This is a genomic window from Tistrella mobilis, from assembly GCF_039634785.1.
Classification (GTDB): domain Bacteria; phylum Pseudomonadota; class Alphaproteobacteria; order Tistrellales; family Tistrellaceae; genus Tistrella; species Tistrella mobilis.
In genome coordinates, this window is record NZ_JBBIAB010000011.1 from 51,929 (window position 1) to 73,268 (window position 21,340).

General features: G+C 72.1%; 15 protein-coding genes and 1 riboswitch. Of the genes, 7 read left to right on the plus strand and 8 right to left on the minus strand.

Annotation, left to right across the window (positions count from 1 at the left end; genetic code table 11):
• Positions 1-230: 230 nt before the first annotated feature.
• Positions 231-1,640, plus strand: coding sequence for a sensor domain-containing diguanylate cyclase (locus WI697_RS16655; RefSeq protein WP_345959219.1), 1,410 nt, complete (start codon positions 231-233; stop codon positions 1,638-1,640).
• Positions 1,641-1,643: 3 nt separating this feature from the next.
• Here the strand turns inward: WI697_RS16655 and WI697_RS16660 are convergent, their stop codons facing one another.
• Genes WI697_RS16660 through WI697_RS16670 form a run of 3 tightly spaced genes read right to left on the minus strand, consistent with a single transcriptional unit; the run spans position 1,644 to position 5,276 of the window.
• On the minus strand, positions 1,644-2,561 hold the full coding sequence (locus tag WI697_RS16660) for an ABC transporter substrate-binding protein (RefSeq protein ID WP_345959220.1): 918 nt from the start codon (positions 2,559-2,561) through the stop codon (positions 1,644-1,646).
• Positions 2,558-3,319, minus strand: coding sequence for a hypothetical protein (locus WI697_RS16665; RefSeq protein WP_345959221.1), 762 nt, complete (start codon positions 3,317-3,319; stop codon positions 2,558-2,560). Before WI697_RS16665 ends, WI697_RS16660 begins: the two co-directional genes overlap by 4 nt.
• Complete coding sequence (locus WI697_RS16670) at positions 3,303-5,276, minus strand: TonB-dependent receptor plug domain-containing protein (protein WP_345959222.1); 1,974 nt, start codon at positions 5,274-5,276, stop codon at positions 3,303-3,305. Before WI697_RS16670 ends, WI697_RS16665 begins: the two co-directional genes overlap by 17 nt.
• A 145-nt stretch (positions 5,277-5,421) precedes the next feature.
• Positions 5,422-5,655, minus strand: a riboswitch (cobalamin riboswitch).
• Positions 5,656-5,780: 125 nt separating this feature from the next.
• Between WI697_RS16670 and cobW the strand changes: the two genes are divergently transcribed.
• The 4 genes from cobW (at position 5,781) to WI697_RS16690 (ending at position 12,094) form a co-directional block, all read left to right on the plus strand.
• Positions 5,781-6,833 carry a cobalamin biosynthesis protein CobW gene (gene cobW, locus WI697_RS16675; RefSeq protein ID WP_014746275.1) on the plus strand — a complete coding sequence of 351 codons (1,053 nt, stop codon included), beginning with the start codon at positions 5,781-5,783 and terminating at the stop codon, positions 6,831-6,833.
• 13 nt (positions 6,834-6,846) lie between these two features.
• Positions 6,847-10,641 carry a cobaltochelatase subunit CobN gene (cobN, locus tag WI697_RS16680; RefSeq protein WP_345959223.1) on the plus strand — a complete coding sequence of 1,265 codons (3,795 nt, stop codon included), beginning with the start codon at positions 6,847-6,849 and terminating at the stop codon, positions 10,639-10,641.
• A 53-nt stretch (positions 10,642-10,694) separates the two neighbouring features.
• Positions 10,695-11,300 carry a cob(I)yrinic acid a,c-diamide adenosyltransferase gene (gene cobO / locus WI697_RS16685; protein ID WP_062763574.1) on the plus strand — a complete coding sequence of 202 codons (606 nt, stop codon included), beginning with the start codon at positions 10,695-10,697 and terminating at the stop codon, positions 11,298-11,300.
• Between the two features lie 368 nt (positions 11,301-11,668).
• On the plus strand, positions 11,669-12,094 hold the full coding sequence (locus WI697_RS16690; protein ID WP_156503125.1) for a hypothetical protein: 426 nt from the start codon (positions 11,669-11,671) through the stop codon (positions 12,092-12,094).
• A gap of 6 nt (positions 12,095-12,100) precedes the next feature.
• Here WI697_RS16690 and WI697_RS16695 read toward each other — a convergent pair whose 3' ends face one another.
• From WI697_RS16695 to WI697_RS16715, 5 genes are all read right to left on the minus strand, one after another.
• Complete coding sequence (locus WI697_RS16695) at positions 12,101-16,354, minus strand: AAA family ATPase (RefSeq protein WP_345959224.1); 4,254 nt, start codon at positions 16,352-16,354, stop codon at positions 12,101-12,103.
• A 27-nt stretch (positions 16,355-16,381) separates the two neighbouring features.
• A complete protein-coding gene (locus WI697_RS16700; protein WP_345959225.1) occupies positions 16,382-17,080 on the minus strand; it encodes a DsbA family protein in 699 nt (232 codons plus the stop codon).
• 180 nt (positions 17,081-17,260) lie between these two features.
• The gene (locus tag WI697_RS16705) at positions 17,261-17,839 is read right to left on the minus strand and encodes a DUF721 domain-containing protein (RefSeq protein ID WP_062761227.1); all 579 of its coding nucleotides are present in this window, start codon (positions 17,837-17,839) and stop codon (positions 17,261-17,263) included.
• A gap of 72 nt (positions 17,840-17,911) precedes the next feature.
• On the minus strand, positions 17,912-18,529 hold the full coding sequence (locus WI697_RS16710) for a cysteine hydrolase family protein (RefSeq protein ID WP_062761223.1): 618 nt from the start codon (positions 18,527-18,529) through the stop codon (positions 17,912-17,914).
• Between the two features lie 77 nt (positions 18,530-18,606).
• Positions 18,607-18,819, minus strand: coding sequence for a hypothetical protein (locus tag WI697_RS16715; RefSeq protein ID WP_345959226.1), 213 nt, complete (start codon positions 18,817-18,819; stop codon positions 18,607-18,609).
• 157 nt (positions 18,820-18,976) lie between these two features.
• On the opposite strand from WI697_RS16715, the gene WI697_RS16720 reads away from it, so the two are divergent.
• Entirely contained in the window at positions 18,977-19,927 is a 951-nt protein-coding gene (locus WI697_RS16720; RefSeq protein ID WP_345959227.1) for a LysR substrate-binding domain-containing protein, read from the plus strand.
• A 99-nt stretch (positions 19,928-20,026) separates the two neighbouring features.
• The gene (locus WI697_RS16725; protein WP_345959228.1) at positions 20,027-21,202 is read left to right on the plus strand and encodes an A/G-specific adenine glycosylase; all 1,176 of its coding nucleotides are present in this window, start codon (positions 20,027-20,029) and stop codon (positions 21,200-21,202) included.
• The last annotated feature ends 138 nt before the right edge of the window (positions 21,203-21,340 follow it).

The following is a 21,340-nucleotide window of genomic DNA, read 5'->3' on the forward strand; positions in this document are numbered from 1 at the left end:
GAATGTTATGGGCCGGCCGGATGACGCTGACAAGCGCCGGATCTGCGGCGGATCGGCGCGCCCGGGCGGGTGCGTCCCGCCTCTGGGGACCCACGCGAAATCTGGTCAGGACAGTTCGTTTGCGGCACAGTTCCGGATGCCACCTGACCTGTCACGGATCGGGCGGTCCTGCCGATGCGGAGCACCGGCCGTCAGGGGCCACCTGACCTGTCGTGGAGATCGACCAGCCGATGGGCAAGCTGCGGGCGCCGATTGTGATCCGGGCCGGACGGGGGGCGCTGATGGTCGGCGTGACCATGTTCCTCGCCGCCCTGTTCGGCATCCTGACCCGCGAGCCCGGTTTTCTGGCGGCGTTCTGGCCCGCCAACGCCCTGATGCTCGGCCTGATGATCCGCTGGCCATGGCTGGGGGGGCCGATGGGCTGGCTGGGCGGGATTGCGGGATTCCTGGCGGCCGATCTGGTGACCGGCAGCGATCCGGCCACGTCCCTGCTGCTGACGGCGGCCAATCTTTCGGGTATCTGCACCGGCTATCTGGCCGCGCGGCATCTGGACATCGCCGATCGCAGCCTGCGCCGGCCGTCATCGGTGATCCGGATGATCCTGGTGATCTTCCTGGCCGCCGCCGCGGCCGGCTGTGGCGGTGCCATCGCCAATGCGATCCTGTTCGATCAGCCGCCGGTGACCGGCTGGGTGATCTGGTTTGCGACCGAGCTGATCAATTACATCGCCATCCTGCCCGTGGTTCTGACCATTCCCACCCGCGACGGGCTGCGGTGGCACGGGCGTCTGCGTGCGCGGATGCTGGCCCCGCTGGGCGCGCTTGCGGCATCGGCGGCGATTGCCGCGCTGATCGGCGGGCCGGGGGCGATCGCCTTTCCGGTGCCGGCCCTGCTGTGGTGCGCGGTGCGCTATGGCCTGTTCGTGAACGCCCTGATCGCCTTTGGTGTCAGCGCCATGATGCTGATCGGCGTCGCGACCGGTGTGATCGCGCTGGGCTCGGAGCTTGCCGGGCAGCATGCGCTGATGTCGCTGCGCATCGGCGTGACGCTGATCGCGCTGACGCCGATCGCGATCTCCAGCGTCATGACCGATCGGGCGGTGATGATGCAGCGCCTGCACGACATGGCCACCCGCGACCAGCTGACCGGGGTCGCCAACCGGCGGCAATTCGACCGCGAGGCCCGCAAGGCCATGGGCCGGGCCGCTGCCGCCGGACATCCGGTGGCGGCGATGATGCTCGACATCGACCGGTTCAAGGCGATCAACGACAATCACGGCCATGCCACGGGCGACGAGGTGTTGCGGGTGTTTGCCCGCAAGGCATCCGCGATGCTGCGCCCGGGGGATCTCTTCGCCCGGGTGGGGGGCGAGGAATTTGCCGCCATCCTGCCGGCCATGGCGGCGGACGAGGCCGTGGCCCTGGCCGAGCGGGTGCGACGGGCCATTGCCGACCAGGCGATGGATCTGCCGGATGGTCGGCTGCTATGCGTGACCGTCAGCATCGGCGTTGCGGTGACGACGGATTGCGGCGCCGGGCCCTCCCCCCTGCTGATCGAGGCGGACCGGGCGCTCTACGACGCCAAGGACGCCGGCCGGGACCGCGTCGCACACCGGCTGGTGCTGGACGGCCTCCCCTGATGCCTACCCGCCGGGGCGGGTTGCAGCCAGGATCCGTGCCAGATGGCGGGCGGCCAGGCCGGTGCGGATGCCGGCGACGGTTTCGGAAAAGGCGAGGGTCGCGACCTGGCCCGTCTGCAGGGCATGCAGACCGGCCAGGGCGGGATCGGCGCGGAGCCGCCGCTCTTTCAGGGGTGCCGGGTCGGCGGCGGTGTCGACCAGCAGGATCAGATCCGGATCCCGGGCGAGCACGGCTTCCCACGACACCGTCGCCCAGCGGCCGGGCGTGTCGTCGAAGGCGTTGCGCGCACCGGCACGGGCGAGCAGGCGGGTGAGCAGGCCGTCGCGACCGACGGTATAGGGGGTCTTCTCGCCGCCGTCATAGATGAAGACGGTCACGGCCGGCCCGGGCGTCAGGGCCGCCAGCCCGGCCTCGATCTCCGCCACGAGCGCATCGGCCCTTTGCCGCCGATCGAACAGCGCACCCATCTGCCGGATATCGGCGATGGCGGTTGCGACCGGATCATCGCCTGCGGTCATGCAGCCCGAGGCGAGCACATGGGTCGGCATGCCGAGCCCCGCGAAGGTTTCGCGCGGGCCCAGCCCGCCGATGCCGAAAGCCGCGGCGAAGCCGCCGAGCACGAGATCCGGCAGCAGGCCCACCACCGCTTCGGTGGCGAGATAACGGTCGAATCTGACCGGGATGCGGTCGAAGCCGGCCTGAAGATCAGGCGGCAGGGCATCGTCGAGATAGCCGGCGGCGACGATCCGGTCGGTGACGCCGAGCGCGAGCAGGATTTCGATCGCGTGCTGATGCGCCACCACCACCCGCTCTGGCGGGCTGTCGGGCAGGGGCGGGTTGCCGCAGGCATCCGCCGCCCGGGCCGGACCGGCCATGACGCCCAGGCAGAGCAGCAGCAGGGCGGCGGCCAGCCGCGTCACCTGCCACCCTCCCGGAACAGCAGATCGGCCACCGGCCGGCCGTTCTTCAGATGCTCGACCGCGATCCGGCGGGCGGCCTCGGCATCGGGGACCGCATACCAGAAACCGCCCGGATGCAGCGTCGCCACCGGCCCGCGATTGCAGGGATAAAGGCAGCGGGTGCGCGTGACCATCACCCGCTCCGCCGTCTTGCCGCGCAGCCCCGCCTCTTCCAGCGCCGCCAGCATCGCCGCCCAGACGGCGCCCGATCCGCGATGGGCGCAGCGCGGCCCGTCGCAGGCGAAGAGATGGACGGCATGGTCCGGCGGGTCGTTCCAGGACGGCCGGCTGTCGGTGGCGGGGCTCTGGCGGACATCTTCCGCCGCCCCGCCGGTGATCCGCGAGACCACCGCCGAGACGAAGGCGGGGTCGCCGTCCACCGGGTCCGAAAAGGCGATGTCGAGTGCGACGCCCCGGCGGTTGGCCCAGTCGTGCAGCGCGCCGGGCAGCCAGCCCCGCAGGCTCATATCCGCAGGCACGATCAGATCGACCACCAGCACCCGGATCCTGCCCCGATCGGCGAACATGTCCAGGGCGTCCGAGACCGACGGGACGGCCAGTTCGGCAAACCCCAGCACCACCGGTCCGGAAAAGCCGGTCTCGCCGGCCAGACGTTCCGCCACCGCCGCCCGCAGCGTTTCCAGCCGCCGCGGGCTGCCATAGCCGCGGCGGACCAGCAGGAGGACCAGATCGGGGGATCGCTCAGAAACTGTAGCCATAGCGCAGCTCTGCGGTGAGCGGCCGGCCCAGCTGATCGACAGAACGGCCGGGCGTGCCGGTTCCGGCGCGGCCGGTGGCATAGTCGCGGTCGAAGAGGTTTTCGACCGTCAGGGTCAGCCGATGTGCGCCTTTCGGGCCGAAGGCATAGAAGCCCGAGGCATCGAAGACGACATAGTCGCCATAGTCGACCCCGCGGGCGCGGACATTGCCGACATGGCGGGCATAGAGATCGCCACCCCAACTGTCGCCCGGCGCAAAGCCCCGCGTGTCATCCGGCGTCTCATAGCCGATCCGGACGAAGCCGTGGCGGGTCGGGATGTTGTCGAGCTGCAGCCCGGTGTCCCGGCGCTCGGTCGAGACGAAGGTGACCCCGGCCCCGGTCGACCAGCCCCGGGCGAAATCGAGCCCGGCCTCCAGCTCCACGCCTTCCGAGAGCACGCCTTCGGAAACGTTGACGAAGCGGTCGCCGGAGCCGTCGATCATGTCGTCGATCTCGCGGCGGAAGGCCGTGGCTTCCAGGGTGAGCCGGGCATCGCGGCCGAGATCGAATTCGACGCCGCCGCCCAGCTCCACCTCGCGGCTGGTCTCGGGATCGAGGCCCGGATTGCCCCTGGCGCAGCAATCGTCGTTGGCGTAGAGCTGCTCAGCGGTGGGCAGGCGGAAGGAGGTGCCGGCAAGCGCGCGGATGAAGGCCGGGCCGAAACCCTGGCGGATGCTGGCCGACCAGACCAGGGCCTCGGCGCCGTCGGCCGTCCAGTTGTAGCGGGTGCCGATCGACAGATCGGTTTCGGGCAGGGCATCCAGATGCGGCCGGAACTGGGTGAACAGCCCATAGGCCTCACCCGTCTGCCTGCCGATGACCAGAACGTCATCGGCGCCCCGGTAGAACTGGCTGTCGGCCCCGAACAGCAGTTCCTGTCCGGCGAACCGCCAGCGGCCCTGAGCCTTCAGGCCGTAATCCTTGAAGCCCCAATAGTCGCCGTCATTGACTGTGGTCGTGCCGCCGCCGTCCAGGTTGTGGATGCGGGTATAGTCCGTGTCCCAGACGTTCAGATGGGCGCGGAGCGCATAGTCGAAGGCGGCGCTCGGCGCATGCTCGAAACTGGCGGTGGCGATGTGCTGGGTGCGGTCGTTAAAGACGTCGCGGTTGGCATAGGGTTTGGCGAAGTCCAGCTTGCCCGCGGCATACTGGTAGAACAGATCCGCGCGTGCGGTATCGCCCAGATGCTGGGTGGCGCGAAAGCCCAGATTGGCGACGCGATAGGACCGGCGGCGGTCGCTGACCGTGGCCTCGATATCCTCGCTGCGATAGGGGATGTAGCCGTTGCTCTGGTCGTGGGAGCCGAAGACCATCAGATCCAGGGCGCCGAGTGCGTTCGGGAAGCGGTCCCCCGCCCGGCCGTCGAGATGGCGGGCGCCGTCGGTGGCGAGCCCGGCCGAGATTGCGCCCTCCGGGTCGTCGCCGGTCACCCGGCGGGTGACGATGTTGATCACCCCGGCGACCGCCTCGGTGCCGAAGATCAGCCCCTGGGCGCCTTTCACCACCTCGATTCGCTCGATCGCGGCGGTCGATATCGTGTCGATGTAAAGCCCGCCATAGAGCCGGTTGTTGAGCCGCACCCCGTCGAGCAGGATCAGGATATCCGCCGATCTGGAGCCGCGCAGCGAATAGGTCGCGTAGTCGAAGGGGCCCGTCTTGGGGGCGACGTAGAGCCCCGGCACATAGCGCTGCAGCACCCGGGTGACGTCGGCGGACGGGCCGGCCCGCTCGATCTGCTCGCGGGTCACCACCTCCATCTCCCAGCCCAGGCGCGCGAGGTCTGACGTCGCCGTCTCCTCGATGCCCGGCGCTTCAACCGCCAGGGGGTCGAGACGGGTTTCCGCCGCCCCGGCCAGACCTGCGCCGAGGAGGGGTGGCAGGGCTGCAAGCCCCTGAATCCAATAGGTCAAACGCATAAACAGGGTCGCATCCTCGTCGACGGAACGGGACAGCGACCGCAGCTAACTGGTCTGTAAACGGATCCGGAACGGGGGCGGATGACGGCCGGACCGCAGGTCCGCAAGGGGGCCCCCTGGATCAGCGCTCACCGCCCACCGCGGCCTGCCGGTCATGTCACGGGCTGGTATCCGGGCTCGGAAGCCGGACCGGAGATCCGGGCCGGGGGCCGTCCCTTCCCAGGTCTTCCGACCCAGTGGTTTCGACGGCCTTAAGCTTCCACACCGTTGCGGGGGCAGCAGCGGCTTTGCGGGGCTATGAGCCTTCCGCGTACCGCTTTCCCAATTCTCCACCCCCTCCGCCTGGATCGGGGTGGCACCACGTGCGGGCACGATGCTAGCGGCCCGATCCGGCGCGCGCAACGTGATTTCGCAGCCCGGACCGGCTGTCAGAGAGTGGATTGACGGCGCGGCCATTCGACCTCTACCGTTGCCGCGATCGGATCGAACCAACGCGAGGCGCGCATGAGCACCCGGGCGAAAATACCTGCGACGATCGTCACCGGCTTCCTGGGCGCGGGCAAGACCACGCTGATCCGGCATCTGATCGAGAATGCCGGCGGGCGTCGTCTGGCCCTGATCGTCAACGAATTCGGCGATGTCGGCATCGACGGCGACCTGCTGAAGGGTTGCGGTATAGACACGTGCCCAGATGAAAACGTGATCGAGCTGGCGAATGGCTGTATCTGCTGCACCGTCGCCGACGACTTCCTGCCGACCATGGAAGCCCTGCTCGCCCGCGAGCCGCGGCCCGATCACATCATCATCGAAACCAGCGGTCTGGCCCTGCCCAAGCCGCTGGTCCAGGCCTTCGCCTGGCCGGGGGTGAAGACCCGCGCCACCGTCGACGGCGTGATCGCGGTGGTCGACGGCGCCGCCCTGGCCGAGGGCCGGGTCGCCAACGACCCCGAGGCGCTGGACCGCCAGCGCGCCGCCGACCAGACCCTGGATCACGAGGCCGAGGTCGACGAGCTGTTCGAGGATCAGCTGGCCTGCGCCGACATGGTGGTGGTGACCAAGGCCGACATGCTGGACGCCGATGGCATGGCCCGGGCCCGGGCCGCGATCGCGCCCGAGCTTCGCCCCGCCACCCGGGTGGTGGAGGCCGCGCGCGGCATGGTCGACCCGGCCGTGCTGCTGGGCCTGGGGGCGGCGGTCGAGGACGATCTTGCCGCCCGCCCCAGCCATCACGACGGCGAGAGCGAGGAAGAGCACGGCCACGACGCCTTTGCGAGCTTCGTGGTCGAACTGCCGGAGGGCGTGGATCACGAGGCCCTGCCGGGCCGCATCGGGGCCGCGGTCGAGGCGCACCCGATCTATCGCGTGAAGGGCTTCGTGGCCGTGCCGGGCAAGGCCATGCGCCTGCTGGTTCAGGGCGTGGGCCCGCGGCTGCAGCAGCAGTTCGACCGGCCCTGGCAGCCGGGCGAGGCCCGCCGCTCGCGCCTGGTGGTGATCGGGGCCCAGGGGCTGGATCCCGCCGCGGTGGCCGAAGCCCTCGGCGGCCGTCCGGCAAGCTGAGGGTACCGGCGTCATGCATCTGCTTGCAGCCGAACCCGGCCGGATCGACGATGGCGACGAGGCGATCGACCTCCGCCAGAGCCCGGCAGAGATGGTCGTGGTCACGGCTGCGGATACCGAACTCGCCTGCCTTTCGGCCGCGAAGGCCCGGCTGGGCGCCGATGCGCCCGATCTTCGGCTGGTCAACCTTCAGCGGCTGAAGCACCCGATGTCGGTCGATCTCTGGGTCGACCGCACGCTGGCCCGCGCCCGGCTGGTGATCGTGCGCCTGCTGGGCGGCGCCGCCTACTGGTCCTATGGGCTGGAGCGGCTGACGGCGCTGGCCCGCAGCCGCTCGATCGCACTGGTGGTCATTCCCGGCGACGACCGGCCGGACAGTTCGCTCGACGGCCTGTCGACCGTCTCGGCGCGGGAGCGGGCGCTGATCTGGTCCTATTTCAACGGCTATGGCATCGACAATGCCGCCGGTCTGCTGATCCATGCGCAGCATCTGCTGGGCCGGCGGGATGTGCCCGGCCCCGCACCCGTCAGGCTGCCGCCGGCGGGGCTGCATCCGGCGACCACCGGCGCCGTCCCGGCCGATGCCGGGCTGACCGGGGCGGATCTGGCGCGCATCGACGCCCTGGCGGCGGGCGGCCGGCCGGTGGCGGCGATCGTCTTCTACCGCTCTCTGGCGCTCGGCGGCCAGACGGCGGCGGTGGAGGCGCTGGCCTCGGGGCTGGAGGCGCGCGGTCTGGCGCCGCTGATGGTCCACGCCCAAAGCCTGAAAGACCCCGCGGCGGCCGCTTTCGTGCGCGCGGCGCTGGAGCGGGCGAAGGCCGCGATCGTGCTGAACACCACCGCTTTCGCGCTGGGCGATGCCAATGGCCGGGGCGCGGCGCGCACCCCCTTCGACGGCCTGCCCGGCCCGGTGCTGCAGGTGGTGCTGTCCGGCGCGTCCGAGGCGGCCTGGGCCGGCAGCAGCCGGGGGCTGGGCCCGTCGGACCTGGCCATGCATGTCGCCCTGCCCGAAATCGACGGCCGGGTGCTGACCCGCGCCGTCGCCTTCAAGGCCGAGGCGCGCTGGGACGAGGCGACCGAATGCCCGATCCTGGTTCAGGCGCCCCGGCCCGACCGGATCGACCATGTGGCGGCGCTGGCCGCCGCCTGGGTGCGGCTTGCGCGCACGGCGGCGGCCGACCGCCGGGTGCTGCTGGTCATCGCCAATTATCCCAACCGCGATGGCCGGCTGGGCAACGGCGTCGGGCTCGACACGCCCGAGAGTGTGGTCCGGATCCTGGCGGCGCTGAAGGATGCGGGCTATGACACCGGCGATGCACCCACTGAGGGTGCCGCGCTGATGGCCCGCCTGCTGGCCGGGCCGACCAATGATCTGACCCGCGATCGTCAGGGCGGCATCGCCTGGAGCATCGACAGCTACCGGTCACATTTTAAGACGCTGTCACCCGGCGCGGCCGCCCGGATCGGGGATCGCTGGGGCGCGCCCGAGGCCGACCCCTTCGTGGCCGAGGGCGCCTTCCGCCTGCCGGTGCACCTGTTCGGCAAGGTCGCGGTCGCCGTGCAGCCGGCGCGCGGCTACAACATCGATCCGTCCGAGAGCTATCACGACCCGGCCCTGCCGCCGCCCCATGGCTATGTCGCCTTTTATGGCTGGGCGCGGCGGGATTTCGATGCCCATGCGATCGTCCATGTCGGCAAGCACGGCAATCTGGAATGGCTGCCGGGCAAGGCGCTGGCGCTTTCGGCCGATTGCCTGCCCGAGGCGGTGCTGGGCCCCGTGCCCAATCTCTATCCCTTCATCGTCAATGATCCGGGCGAGGGCTCGCAGGCCAAGCGCCGGATCGGCGCGGTGGTGGTCGACCACCTGACCCCGCCGCTGACCCGCGCCGGCACCTATGGCCCGCTCGGCCGGCTTGAGGCGCTGGTCGACGAATATTACGAGGCGGCGGGCATGGATCCGCGCCGCCTGCCCGAGCTTGGCCGCGGCATCGTCGCCGAGGCGGCGAGGCTGGGGCTGGACCGGGATTGCGGCGTGGAAACCGGCATGGCCGAAGAGGCGGCGCTGGCCCGGATCGACGCCCATCTCTGCGACCTGAAGGAACTTCAGATCCGCGACGGGCTGCACATCTTCGGCGAAAGCCCCGATGCGGCCCGGCGCCTGGATCTGCTGGTCGCCATTCTGCGCAGCCCCCGCCATGCGGGCGAGGGCGGCGATGCCTCGATCCTGCGGGCGCTCGCCCGCGATCTGGGGCTGATGGCCGACGGTTTCGACCCGCTGTCGCGCGATTTCGCCGCCCCCTGGACGGGGCCGCGCCCGGCGGTGCTGGGGCCCTCCGCCGGCTGGCGCAGCCTGGGCGATACGGTCGAGCGGCTGGAGACCCTGGCGCGCGCGCTGGTGGCGGGAGAGATCGCCTGCGACCCCGCCTGGACGGACACCGCGGCCGTGCTGAAGACGGCGGAGACGGTGATCGGCCCCGCGCTCGATGCCTGCGGGGGCGCCGAGATGGCCGCGCTGCTCGCCGGGCTCGACGGCCGGTTCGTGCCCCCGGGCCCCTCGGGGGCACCGACCCGCGGCCGGCCCGAAGTGCTGCCCACCGGGCGCAATTTCTTCTCGGTCGACAGCCGGGCACTGCCCACGCCGGCCGCCTGGGCGCTGGGTTGGAAATCGGCCGGCATGCTGGTCGATGCCCATGTTCAGGAACAGGGCGACTGGCCGCGGCGGATGGTGCTGACCGCCTGGGGCACCGCCAATATGCGCACCGGCGGCGACGACATCGCCCAGGCGCTGGCCCTGATCGGGGCCCGGCCGCGCTGGGACGACGCCTCGGGCCGGGTGATCGGCTTCGAAGTGCTGCCGGCGGGGGTTCTGGGCCGGCCGCGGGTGGATGTCGTGCTCCGCGTCTCGGGCTTCTTCCGCGATGCCTTCCCGGCCCAGATCGACCTCTTCGACAGCGCGGTGCGGGCCGTCGCGGCGCTCGACGACGAGGATGACGAGACCAACCCGATCGCGGCTGCAATGCGCGACCAGGAAGCGGGCTTTGTGGCCGACGGCATGGAACCCGGCCTCGCCCGGCGTGCCGCCGGCTTCCGGATCTTCGGCTCGGCCCCCGGCGCCTATGGTGCCGGGCTTCAGGCGCTGATCGACGAGGGCGGCTGGTCCGGCCGGGCCGATCTGGCCGAGGCCTATCTCACCTGGGGCGGCCATGCCTATGGTGCCGGCGCCGAGGGCGAGGGCGCCAGGGCGCTGTTCGAGGCGGCGCTGTCGCGCGCCGATGCCGTGGTCCAGAACCAGGACAATCGCGAGCACGACCTGCTCGACAGCGACGACTATTACCAGTTCGAAGGCGGCGCCGCCGCTGCGGTCGAAGCGCTGTCGGGCAAGGCGCCCGCGGTCTGGCACCCCGATCACAGCCGGCCCGAGCTGCCGGTGATCCGCAGCCTGGATGCTGAAATCGGCCGGGTGGTGCGCGGCCGTGCCGCCAACCCGAAATGGATCGAGGGCGTGATGCGCCACGGCTACAAGGGCGCCTTCGAGATGGCGGCGACGGTCGACTATCTCTTCGCCTTCGCCGCCACCACCGATGCGGTGAAGGGCCATCATTTCGATCAGCTCTACGACGCCTATCTGGGCGATCCGCGGGTGCGCGACTTCATCGCCGACGCCAACCGCCCGGCGCTGGACGAAATGGCCGCCCGTTTTGCCGAGGCGATCGAGCGCGGGCTCTGGCAGCCCGCCCGCAATGCCGTTCAGGACGAACTCGCCCAACTCCGCGCCGAGGCGCGCGCCACCAGGGAGACCACCCCGTGACCGAGGCTTCCGAGACCCCCCCCGCCACCGCTGCCCCCACCGCTGCCGACGCACTGCCCGAGGATCAGGACCGCCGCCATGCCGAGAAGATGGCGAAGAAGAAGGCGGTGCGCGACAAGATCGTCGCCGGCAAGACCATCGAGAAGGGGCTGCTGATCGTCCATACCGGCAAGGGCAAGGGCAAGTCGACCGCCGCCTTCGGCATGGTGCTGCGCGCGATCGGCCACGGCTTCAAGGTGGGGATCGTCCAGTACGTCAAGGGCGCCTGGGACACCGGCGAGCGCACGGTGCTGGAGCGCTTTCCCGACCAGGTGACGATCAAGGCACTTGGCGAAGGCTTCACCTGGGAAACCCAGGACCGCGCCCGCGACATCGCCGCCGCCCGCGCCGCCTGGGATGCGACGCTGGAGATGCTGGCCGATCCGTCTTATCGCATGGTGCTGATGGACGAGATCAACATCGTGCTCCGCTATGGCTATCTGCCGGTCGAAGAGGTGGTCGAGGGCCTGTCGCGCCGCCACCCGGACACCCATGTCATCGCCACCGGCCGCAATGCCCCCGATGCGCTGATCGAGGCCGCCGATCTGGTGACCGAAATGACCATGATCAAGCATCCCTTCCGCGACGGCGTGAAGGCGCAGGCGGGCGTTGAGTTCTGAGGCTGTGGCCGGGATCAACCGTTGTAAACGTCATGGATGCCGTCTCTTTCCCTTGACGCGGGTGGCGTCTGATCACGAAATGTTCCGGTAACGGGGGGCGTCAACCTCCGACGCCTCGTGACGGCGCACTTGTGATGGAGACTGCATCATGACTCTTTCACTCAGGAGGATCTGCGGCATATCGGGCATGGACCGTTCTTCAGGCCCCGTGACGGGTGATGATGACGACCGGCCATCCAGGTCGTTGTTCGTGCTGGTACGTGGGCATAACGGTGCACTCAGACGGAGCCTGCGGGCGGACGTCATGGAACGTGCGGTCGCTGCCGCTCGTACATCGCTCGCAACGACGGCTGCGGCCCGGAGGCGGAATGCCTGATATCGCAGCGGGTGGTGATCATGAGGATCTGGCATTCGAGCGTCTGCTCCGAAAGGATCAGAGCAATATCGTCAGGTTGGTGGCCTATGCTCTGCATCGACTGGATGAACGCGATCACATTTATGCAAGATATAATGAAGGACGTGATTCGAGCCCCATGGCGCTCGCTGAATGGCGTCGGAGCCTGCCAGCCCGCCATTGGGCGACGCTGGTCGACAATGCACAATCCTCACTCGATGCATTTGCTGAACAGGTTGTTGAGGCTGATCGGTCCGCGCGCGGTCGGAACGGTGAAAGATTCTGGTCTGCTGTGCTGACTGGCGTCGTGTCGAATCTCGTTTTCCTGGTACTGTTCGCTCTCCTCTACGGCCTCCTGGTGCTGTTCGGCGTCCCGATCCCCAGCCTTCGGATCGGCTGACCCCGCTCAATCCACCATCCGTTCCGCTTCGGTCAGATCCACCGAGACCAGGCGGCTGACGCCGCGGTCGACCATGGTGACGCCGTAGAGCCGGTCCATCCGGGCCATGGTCATGCGATGGTGGGTGACGACCAGGAAGCGGGTGCGGCCGGCGGCGGCGATTTCTTCCACGAGCGACAGGAAGCGGTCGACATTGGCGTCGTCCAGCGGCGCGTCGACCTCGTCCAGCACGCAGATCGGTGCCGGGTTGGACAGGAAGACGGCGAAGAGCAGGGCCAGCGCGGTCAGCGCCTGCTCGCCGCCCGAGAGCAGGCCCAGAGACTGAAGCTTCTTGCCCGGCGGGCTCGCCAGGATTTCGAGCCCTGCATCCAGCGGGTCGTCCTTCTCCACCAGCTCCAGCCGGGCACGGCCGCCGCCATAGAGCCGTTCGAACAGGCGGCCGAAGGCGGCATCCACCTCTTCGAAGGCGGCAAGCAGCCGGGCGCGGCCGTCGCGGTTGATGTCGGCGATCGCCCGGCGCAGCCGGTCGATGGCGCCCTGGACATCCTCGCGCTCGGCGAGCGTCGCGTCATGGGCGGCCCTGGCCGCGGCATATTCCTCGGCCGCTCGAAGGTTGACGGCGCCCAGCGCCTCTCGCCTGCGGGTCAGATCGGCCACCCGGCGGACCAGCACCGGCTCTTCGGCCGACGGCAGCACCGGCGCCACGAAGCGCGGCCCCGTCTCCGCCACGGGCGCGGGCGCGAGCGGCAGTTCAGGCTCTCCGTCGTCGGACCCGCCGTCATCCTCGTCCTCGCCGGCCTCGCCGACGGCGCGGCGCTCGGCGCGCACCGCATCCTCCAGCGCATCGGGTCCCAGATTGAGCCGTTCGCGCAGATCGGCGACGAAGGCGTTCCAGGCCTCGCGAACCTGGTCGCGCTGGCCGCCGGCCCGGGTGCCGGCCTCGCGTGCCTCGGCGAGCTTCTGTTCGGCGGCGCGTTCCTCGGCGGCGGCGGCGGCCCGTGCGGCTTCGGCCTGACGCAGGGTTTCGGTCGCGGCCTCCAGCCGGGCCGTGGCCTCGGCAAGCGCGGTTTCGGCGGCGTGGGCCGCCGCCTCCAGCGCCTCGGGCTGCCCGGCAATCTCCTGCGCGCGCCGGTCGATCTCGGCCGCGCGCCGGTCCAGGGCCGCACGGCGGTCCAGGGCGGCGCGCGCGCGCTCCGCCGCCCGCGCCTGATCGGCAGAAAGCCCCTCGCGCCGGCGCGCGAGCGCCTGATGCTCCGCCGCATGGCCCGCCCGGCGCCGGGCGATCTCGTCGCGGGCCGCGCGGACCGGCGCCAGCGCGGCCTCGGCGCGGGTCACGGCGGCACGGGCCTCGTCCACCGCCGGATCGGCGGCGAGGCGGAGGGCGAGCGCGTCATGGCGGGCAACCGCCGCCCGGGCCTCTTCCCAGGCGCGGGCGGCGGCGGCTTCGGCCTGTTCCAGGCGCCGCGCCAGGGCCTTGCGTTCAGCCTCCACCCGGTCGAGCTGGCCGCGCGCCTCGGCGGTCTGGCGGTCGAGCTGGCGCAGCCGGGCATCCGCCGCGCGCAGGGCCTGGTCGGCCTCGGCGCGGCCCCGGCGGGCCTCGGCCAAGGCGCGGTCGGCCGCGGCCAGGGCCGCCCGGGCGCGGGCCTCTTCGGCCGCGGCCTGTTCGACCGCGGCCCGCGCCGGATCGAGGGCGGCTTCCGGATCGACCGCGTCGGCAAGGCTGCGGGCCGCGGCGGCCGCATCCGCCAGGTGCTCTTCGGCGGCGGCGAGCGTCTCGCGGGCGAGCGCCATGCGGGCCGCGGCATCCCGGGCGGCGCTGTCGGCCCGGGCGGCGGCATCGGCGGCCGCCATTGCCTGACGCCGTGCCTCGGCCGCGGCCTTGCGCGCGGCATCGCGCCGGGCGCGTGCGGCCGTCTGGTCCGCGGCCGCGGCGTCGCCGGCGGTTGCGGCCGCCGCCTGTGCCGCATCGGCCTCGGCGATCTCGGCATCCAGCTGCCGGCGGCGCGCCCGGCGGCGCAGATCGGCGGTGCCCGCATCCTCGGCCGTCCCGCCCCGGCGGCGATAGCCGTCCCAGCGCCACAGCCCGCCATCGGGCGTCACCAGCGCAGCACCGGCCGGCAGCAGGGGCGCGAGCCGCTGCGCGGTCGCGGCATCGGCCACCAGCCAGCAGGCGGCGAGGGCGGGCGTCAGCACCTCGGGCCCCCGCACCAGCTCCAGCAGCGGCCGGGCGCCGGCATCGATGATCGCCGGGGGCATGGCGGGCGGCGTGGTGCCCGCCACCCAATGGCGCCGCGCCGTCGCATCCAGCCCGGCGCCGAGCCCGTCGCCGAGTGCCGCGGCCAGAGCGGCGGCATGGGTGTCGTCGAGCGTGAGGCTCGCCGAGACCGGTCTTCCCCCTGGTCCACCCTCCGCCTCGGCGGCGATCAGCCGGTCGAGAGAGGCGGCCTCGGCGCCGAGCGCCGCGCGGGTCGCCTCGGCCTCCGCCCGCAGGCGGCGGGCCTCGCGCAGCCGGGTTTCGGCCGCGGCAAATCCGGCCTCGGCTTCCGCTTCGGCGGTCTCGGCCGCGGTTTGCGCCGCTGCCGCCCTGGCGGCGCGCTGCCCGGCCTCTGCCGCCGCGGCGGCACGTCCGGCCGGGTCGGGCAGGGCCGTCAGGGCCGCCTGCGCCTGGTCGCGCCGGGCGGTGGCGGCCGTCAGCCGGGTCTCGATCTCCCGCGCGCGGCGCCGGGCGGCCTCTGCCGCGGCGCGGGCCTCGTCCAGGGCGCGCTTGCGGGCGCCCAGCACCTGGCCGGCCTCGGCTGCGGCGGAAACCGCCGGGTCGCGGGCGGCTTCGGCGGCGCCGAGCGCCGTGTCGGCCGCGGCAAGCGCCGCCTCTGCCGCATCGCGCGCCGCGGCGGCGCGGGCGGCTTCGGCCTCCATCCGGCCCAGGCGGGTTTCGGCCTCGTCCAGCCGGCGGCGGTCGTCCAGCCGGCGGCGCAGATCCTCCAGCTCGCGGGTGGCCAGGCGGGCCGCGTCCTGCAACCGGTCGCGGTCGCGCGCCAGGGCCGCAAGGTCGCGTGCCGCGGCGGCGGCGGCCGCTTCTGCGGCACTGCGCGCGGCCTGGGCCTCTGCGTGTCCGGCCTCGGCGCGGGCCAGGGCGGCCTCGGCTTCGGCGGCCGCGGTGTCGTCGGCGGCGGCCGCCTCGGCCGCCCGGCCGGCTTCGGCCTGCAGCGTCTCCGCCTCGGCGGCAAGCCGGCCGGCTTCCGCCTCCGCCAGCCCGGCCTCGCGCGTGGCGGCCTCGCGGTCCTCGTCCAGGGCAAGGCGGGCGCGGGCCAGTTCCTGGGCCAGCGTGTCGATCCGGGCGCGCTCGGCGGCGATCCGGGCGCCATCGGCCTGGGCAAGATCGCGGGCTGTTCTGGGGGCATCGAGTGCGGCACGGGCGGCCTCTGCCGCGGCCCCGGCGGCGGCAGAGGCGCGGGCGGCGCGCCCGGCGGTGGCGGTGGCCTGGGCCAGGCCGGTCTCGGCTATGGCCTCGCGTTCGGCGGCCCGTGCCCGGCGCTCCACCAGGGCGATCCGCCGGGCCAGCATCAGCTCGGCCTGGGCCAGGCGCAGGCGCTGCGACAGCCGGCCGTAACGCCGGGCCTCGCGCGCCTGCTGGCGCAGCGCCGTGACCCGTTCGGCCAGGGTGGCGATGATGTCGTCGAGCCGGGTGAGATTGGCCTCGGCGGCGCCGAGCCGCTGTTCGGCTTCGCGGCGGCGGGCATGCAGCCCGCCGATACCGGCCGCCTCTTCCAGGATCGCGCGCCGGTCCGAGGCGCGGGCCGAGATGATCTGGCCGATCTGCCCCTGGCCGACGATGGCGGTAGACCGCGCACCGCTGGCGGCATCGGCGAACAGGATCTGGACGTCGCGGGCGCGGGCCGGGCGGCCGTTCACCCGGTATTGCGTGCCCTGGCCGCGTTCGATCCGGCGGCGGACCTCGATGGTCTCGGCCTCGGTCCAGGGCGGCGGCGCCCGGCCGTCGCCGTTATCCAGCACCAGGGTGACCTCGGCGAGGTTGCGCCGGCCGCGGCCCTCGGCCCCGGCGAAGATCACGTCGTCCATTTCGGTGCCGCGCAGGGTGCGGGCGGATGCCTCGCCCATCACCCAGCGCAGCGCTTCGGTGAGGTTGGATTTGCCGCAGCCGTTCGGGCCCACCACGCCGGTCATCCCCGGCGCGATCTCGACCGTGGTCGGATCGGCGAAGGATTTGAACCCGCTCAGGACCAGCCGGACGAATTGCATCGGCGCGAAGCGCTGCGGCCTGCCGGTTTACGGCAGCTTGTCGTCGATCACCTTGGCGAAGGCATCGATCGGCTGGTCGCCCACCACCTTCTCGCCATTGACGATGAAGGTCGGCGTGCTGTTGATCTCGAAGACCCGCGAGCCTTCAAGGCGCTGGTTCAGGATCTTTTCCTCGATGGCACCGTCGGTCAGGCAGGCCTGCATCTGATCGTCGCTGAGGCCGGCAAGGCGGCCATAACGCTTCAGCCCCTCGGTGGGGTCCTGCATCACGCCCCATTCGGCCTGAGAGCGGAACAGCACGTCGACGAAGCCGGCATAGCGTTCGGGCTGCACGCATTCCGCCAGCTTGGCCGCGACCAGCGCCGGCTCGTTCAGCGGGAAGTGGCGCAGCACCAGCTTGGCCTTGCCGGTGTCGATATAGCGGGTCTTCAGCTCGGGCAGGGTGCCGGCATGGAAGGCGGCGCAATGCGGGCAGGTCAGCGAGGAATACTCGATGATCGTGACCGGCGCCGCCGGGTCGCCGACCACATGATCGCCGGGCATCGCCTGGGCGAGCTGGGCTGCGGCATTGCCGCCCGTGGCGGGGCTCTGGCTGGCCTGGCCCTGCTGGGCGGCCGGCGCCGCTGTCGGTGTCGGGGCTTCGTCCTTCAGGGCGAACTGCCAGGCACCGAGGCCGACGACGGCGACGGCGGCGATGCCGATCAGGCCATAGGTCAGATTGCGCACCGGACGACGAAGCTCCCTAACAACTGGAAATACCGGGTGGAATTCGCTGATGCGTCGGCGGCGAGACCCGCCGCGCGACCGGAGTTTAGTGCGGGACGGCGCTGCAAACCAGTCTCGATCCTGCGGCGGCGGGCCGCAGCCGGTGCATGACGGTGCGGAACCCCACAGGGTGCAACCGCATCAGGCACGTCGGCGGGCGGCCTTGTCATAGACCGCCCGGCCCAGCCGTTCCAGACGCGCAGCCAGATCGGCATCGGGCACGGTGGCGACCAGCTGGCCCAGCCGGCGTTCTTCCGCGGGCGGCAGCGGCCGGACCACTGGATGGGGGCGGGTCTGGGGGGCGGGGATCGGCCCCTGCTGGATGCGCAGCCGTTCCACCGCGCCATAGCCGAAATAGGCGTTCACCCGCTCGATCACCAGATGGCTCAGCATCTGGATCTCGGTCGCGAAGGGGCCGGCGACCTTCACGATCAGCGTGCCGCCGGCGCGGCGCCCGGGCGGGAATTTCAGCTCCAGCGGCATGGTCACCCGGTCGAGCGGCCGGCCGATGATCTGCGGCCAGTCGGTGACGATGCGTCCGGCCATGAAGCCCCGGCGCCTGAGATCGCGGTCCAGAAGCCCGGGCACCAGATCCGCCAGCCGGCGTTCCGCCCGGATCCGCTCGGCCTCCCCCTCTTTGCGCGGGCCATCGGGCCGCGCTGCGCGGCGGCTGGCGGCGCGGCGGCGCTCGGGGGCGGTATCGGCGGCGGTCTCTGCCATCGGGGCTCCGGCGGCTGGCGGGGTCTCGGCCGCCATTCTAGGCGGGTGCGGCGCCAAAGGCGAACCGCTTCGTCAGCCGCCCCAGGCGCCGGCATCCGGCACCACCGCCGCGAAGCGGTCGGCGAGGGCCGCGAGCGTTGCGCGATGCAGGATTTCGGCCGGGACCGGCTCGGTCTCGCCCGCCGCGGCCGGCAGGTCGCGGGTGGCCGAGGCGCGGCCGACCACCGTCGGCGCAAAACCCAGATGCAGGGCGGCGCGGGCGGTGCTGGAGATGCAGAGATGGCTCATGAAGCCGGCAAAGACCGGCTGGTCGCGGCCCTCTGCCCGCAGCCGCGCGGCCAGATCGGTGCCGGTGAAACCGTCGGGCAGGGATTTGTCGATCACGATTTCGCCGTCGCGCGGGCCGGCTGCCGGGATGATCAGCGCCCCGGTTCCGCCCGGATCGAACAGCCCGCCGCCGGGCCGGCCGAGATGCCGGAGATGGATCACCGGCACCTCCAGCCGGCGCATGCGGTGCAGCAGGCGGCAGATTTCATCCAGCGCTGCATCCACCCCCACAAGCGGCAGCCGGCCGTTGCGATATTCCTCCTGCACGGCGACCAGCACCAGGGCGGCCCGCGCCGGTTCGGCCGGCTGAAGCGTGGTGCCGGCATGGGCGAGCAGGGTGGTGGCCGGGGCAGTCAGCGGCATCGACGTGGCTTTCCGTTGGGGGCGGCGGAAGGATCCCAGAAGGGCCAGAGGGGGTTTCAGAAGGGCCAGAGGGGGGGTCAGAAAGGCCAGAGAGGACGGGGCGGTTCGGGATGCGGATCGCCGAGGCCATAGGCCTGGCGCTCGGCGGCCGGAATCCGGCCGGGACGGTCGCTCCGCACCAGGCGGTCGATGTGCCGGACAAGGGAGATCAGGGCCGCAGACAGCGGTGCCACCGACGGAAAGACGGCGCGCCGCCGGTCCATGCAGGGGGCCGACGGGGAGGGGGACATGGTTCGTCTCCGGAGTTCATGATACGGTCCTGAGACTACGGCGAGCCGGCCCCGGCCGCGACGGAGCCTTTCTCGCCCATAGCCTCAATCAGGCTGAGCCTGGGTCGGGCAGGATCCCGGACCCGACGGCTCGCCCTCCAGGACGGGATCCACCTGCGTGAGTCAGCCGCCGCTTCGCCGTCGCCGGTTGCCGCCTTTGCTGGCGCTGCGTCATTTCGAGGCCGCCGCCCGCCTCGGCGGTTTTTCCCGCGCGGCCGAAGAGCTGGGCGTGACGGCGGCGGCCGTCAGCCAGCAGGTCCGCCAGCTTGAAGACTGGCTGGGCCGGCCGCTCTTCGCCCGCCATACGCGCGGGGTGGAGATGACCGAATATGCCCGCCGCCTGCAGCCGGCGCTGACCGACCAGTTCGACCAGCTGGAAGCCGAGATCCGGCGGGTGCAGGAGGTGACCTCCGAATTCGGCCTGACCGTCTCGACGCTGGCGAGCTTTGCCGGCCGCTGGCTGCTGCCGCGGATGGAGCGGCTGACCGCGGCGCTCGGCGGCCGCCAGGTCAGCCTGCTTGCCGCCTCGACGCTGGCCGATTTCAACCGCGACGGCGTCGATGTCGCGGTCCGCTATGGCGGTGGCCGCTATCCGGGGCTGGTGGCGCATCGGATCCTGCCCGGGCGGATGGTGGTGGTCTGCGCGCCGGCGATGGCCGCGCGGCTGCGCAGCCCGGCGGATCTGGCCGACGTTACCCTGCTGCACGACGAGATCGACCCGGCCGGCAGTTTCGTCGATCCGGGCTGGACCGATTTCCTGCGCCATCATGGGCTGTCGGGCGTCGATGGCGGCCGGGGGCCGCGCTATGGCCTCACCTTTCTGTGCCTGGACGCGGCGGCGGCGGGCATGGGGGCGGCCATCGTGCCGCTGGGGCTGGCGGTCGATGCGCTGGTGACCGGCGCGCTGGTCCGGCCCTTCGCCGAAAGCCTGGACGTCCCCCATGACTATTGGGTGGTCTATCCCGAAGACCGCGAGGGCGCGCGGCCGATCCGCGATTTCCTGACCTGGATTCAGGCGGAAGCAGAATGCCAGTTGAAGGCCCTGCCACCGCCGCGGGGCGGCGGTTGAGGCGCAGCCGGGCCTTGCCGCCGGCATCGCCCGGCGCTATGTCAGGGCCGCCCCCGGTCTCCGGGAGCTTCGCCCGTTCAGCCAGGATGTCCGCCGCCCATGCCCCCAGGCCGCCCGCCCAAGACCCGGATCGCTGCCGGTCCTGCCGTGCCGCCGATCGATCCCGCGCGCCGCGACCGGCTGCGCATGCGGCTGCTGCACTGGTACGACCACAACCGCCGGGTGCTGCCCTGGCGGGCGGTGCCGGGCGAGACCGCCGATCCTTACGCCGTCTGGCTGTCCGAGATCATGCTTCAGCAGACCACGGTGGCCGCGGCCGGGCCCTATTTCCGCGCCTTCCTGGACCGCTGGCCGCGGGTGACCGATCTGGCCGCCGCCCCCCGGGAAGAGGTGCTGGCGCGCTGGGCGGGGCTTGGCTATTACGCCCGCGCCCGCAATCTGCATGCCTGCGCCCAGGCGGTGGCGGACCATCACGGCGGCCGCTTCCCCGATACCGAGGCGGGGCTGCTGGATCTGCCCGGCGTCGGCCCCTATACCGCGGCGGCGGTGGCGGCGATCGCCTTCGACCGGCCGACCGTGCCGGTGGACGGCAATGTCGAGCGGGTGACCGCGCGGCTTTATGCCGTCACCACCCCCCTGCCCGATGCCAAGCCGGAACTGCGCGCCCGCGCCGCCCAGTTCGCCCATGACTACCGGCCGGGCGATTTCGCCCAGGCGATGATGGATCTGGGCGCCACGCTCTGCACCCCGCGCCGGCCCGCCTGCCATCGCTGCCCCTGGACCGGCGAATGCGCCGCCGAGGCGCGGGAGATCGCCGACGACCTGCCCGCCCGCCTGCCGAAGGGGGAGCGGCCGGTGCGCCATGCCGTGGCTTTCGTGGCCCTGGCCCCGGGGGATGCGCTGCGCATCCGCACCCGCCCCGAAGGCGGGTTGCTTGGGGCCATGACCGAGGTGCCGGCCACCCCCTGGAGGGAGGGCGACCCCTGGGACGAGGCCGAGGCCCTGACCCATGCCCCGCTCGGCCCCACCGGCTGGCGGATGCTGCCGGGCACGGTGGTTCATGTCTTCACCCATTTCCGGCTGGAGGCGCGGGTGATGCTGCGCCGGATGACCAGGGCCGAAGCCGCGGCCCTGGATGCGGCCGAGGCGGGGGAGGCGGGCGATCCGCGCTGGTGCAAGCCCGAACATCTGGGCGTCGCCGGCCTGCCGAGCGTGATGGCCAAGCTGGTCGAACATGCCGGTGTCGGCAACCGCCAGCAGGGGCTGCCCTTCTGACCCCGGCCGGTGGATCAGGGGGGCTGCGGCAAACGGAACCCTTGATCCGCCGGGCCCGGCGCACCCAGACTGGTGCAGGCGGCGGTGACGGCCATCTGGCCCGGTCACCGCCCGCCGCAGCGCGACAGCAGGGGATGC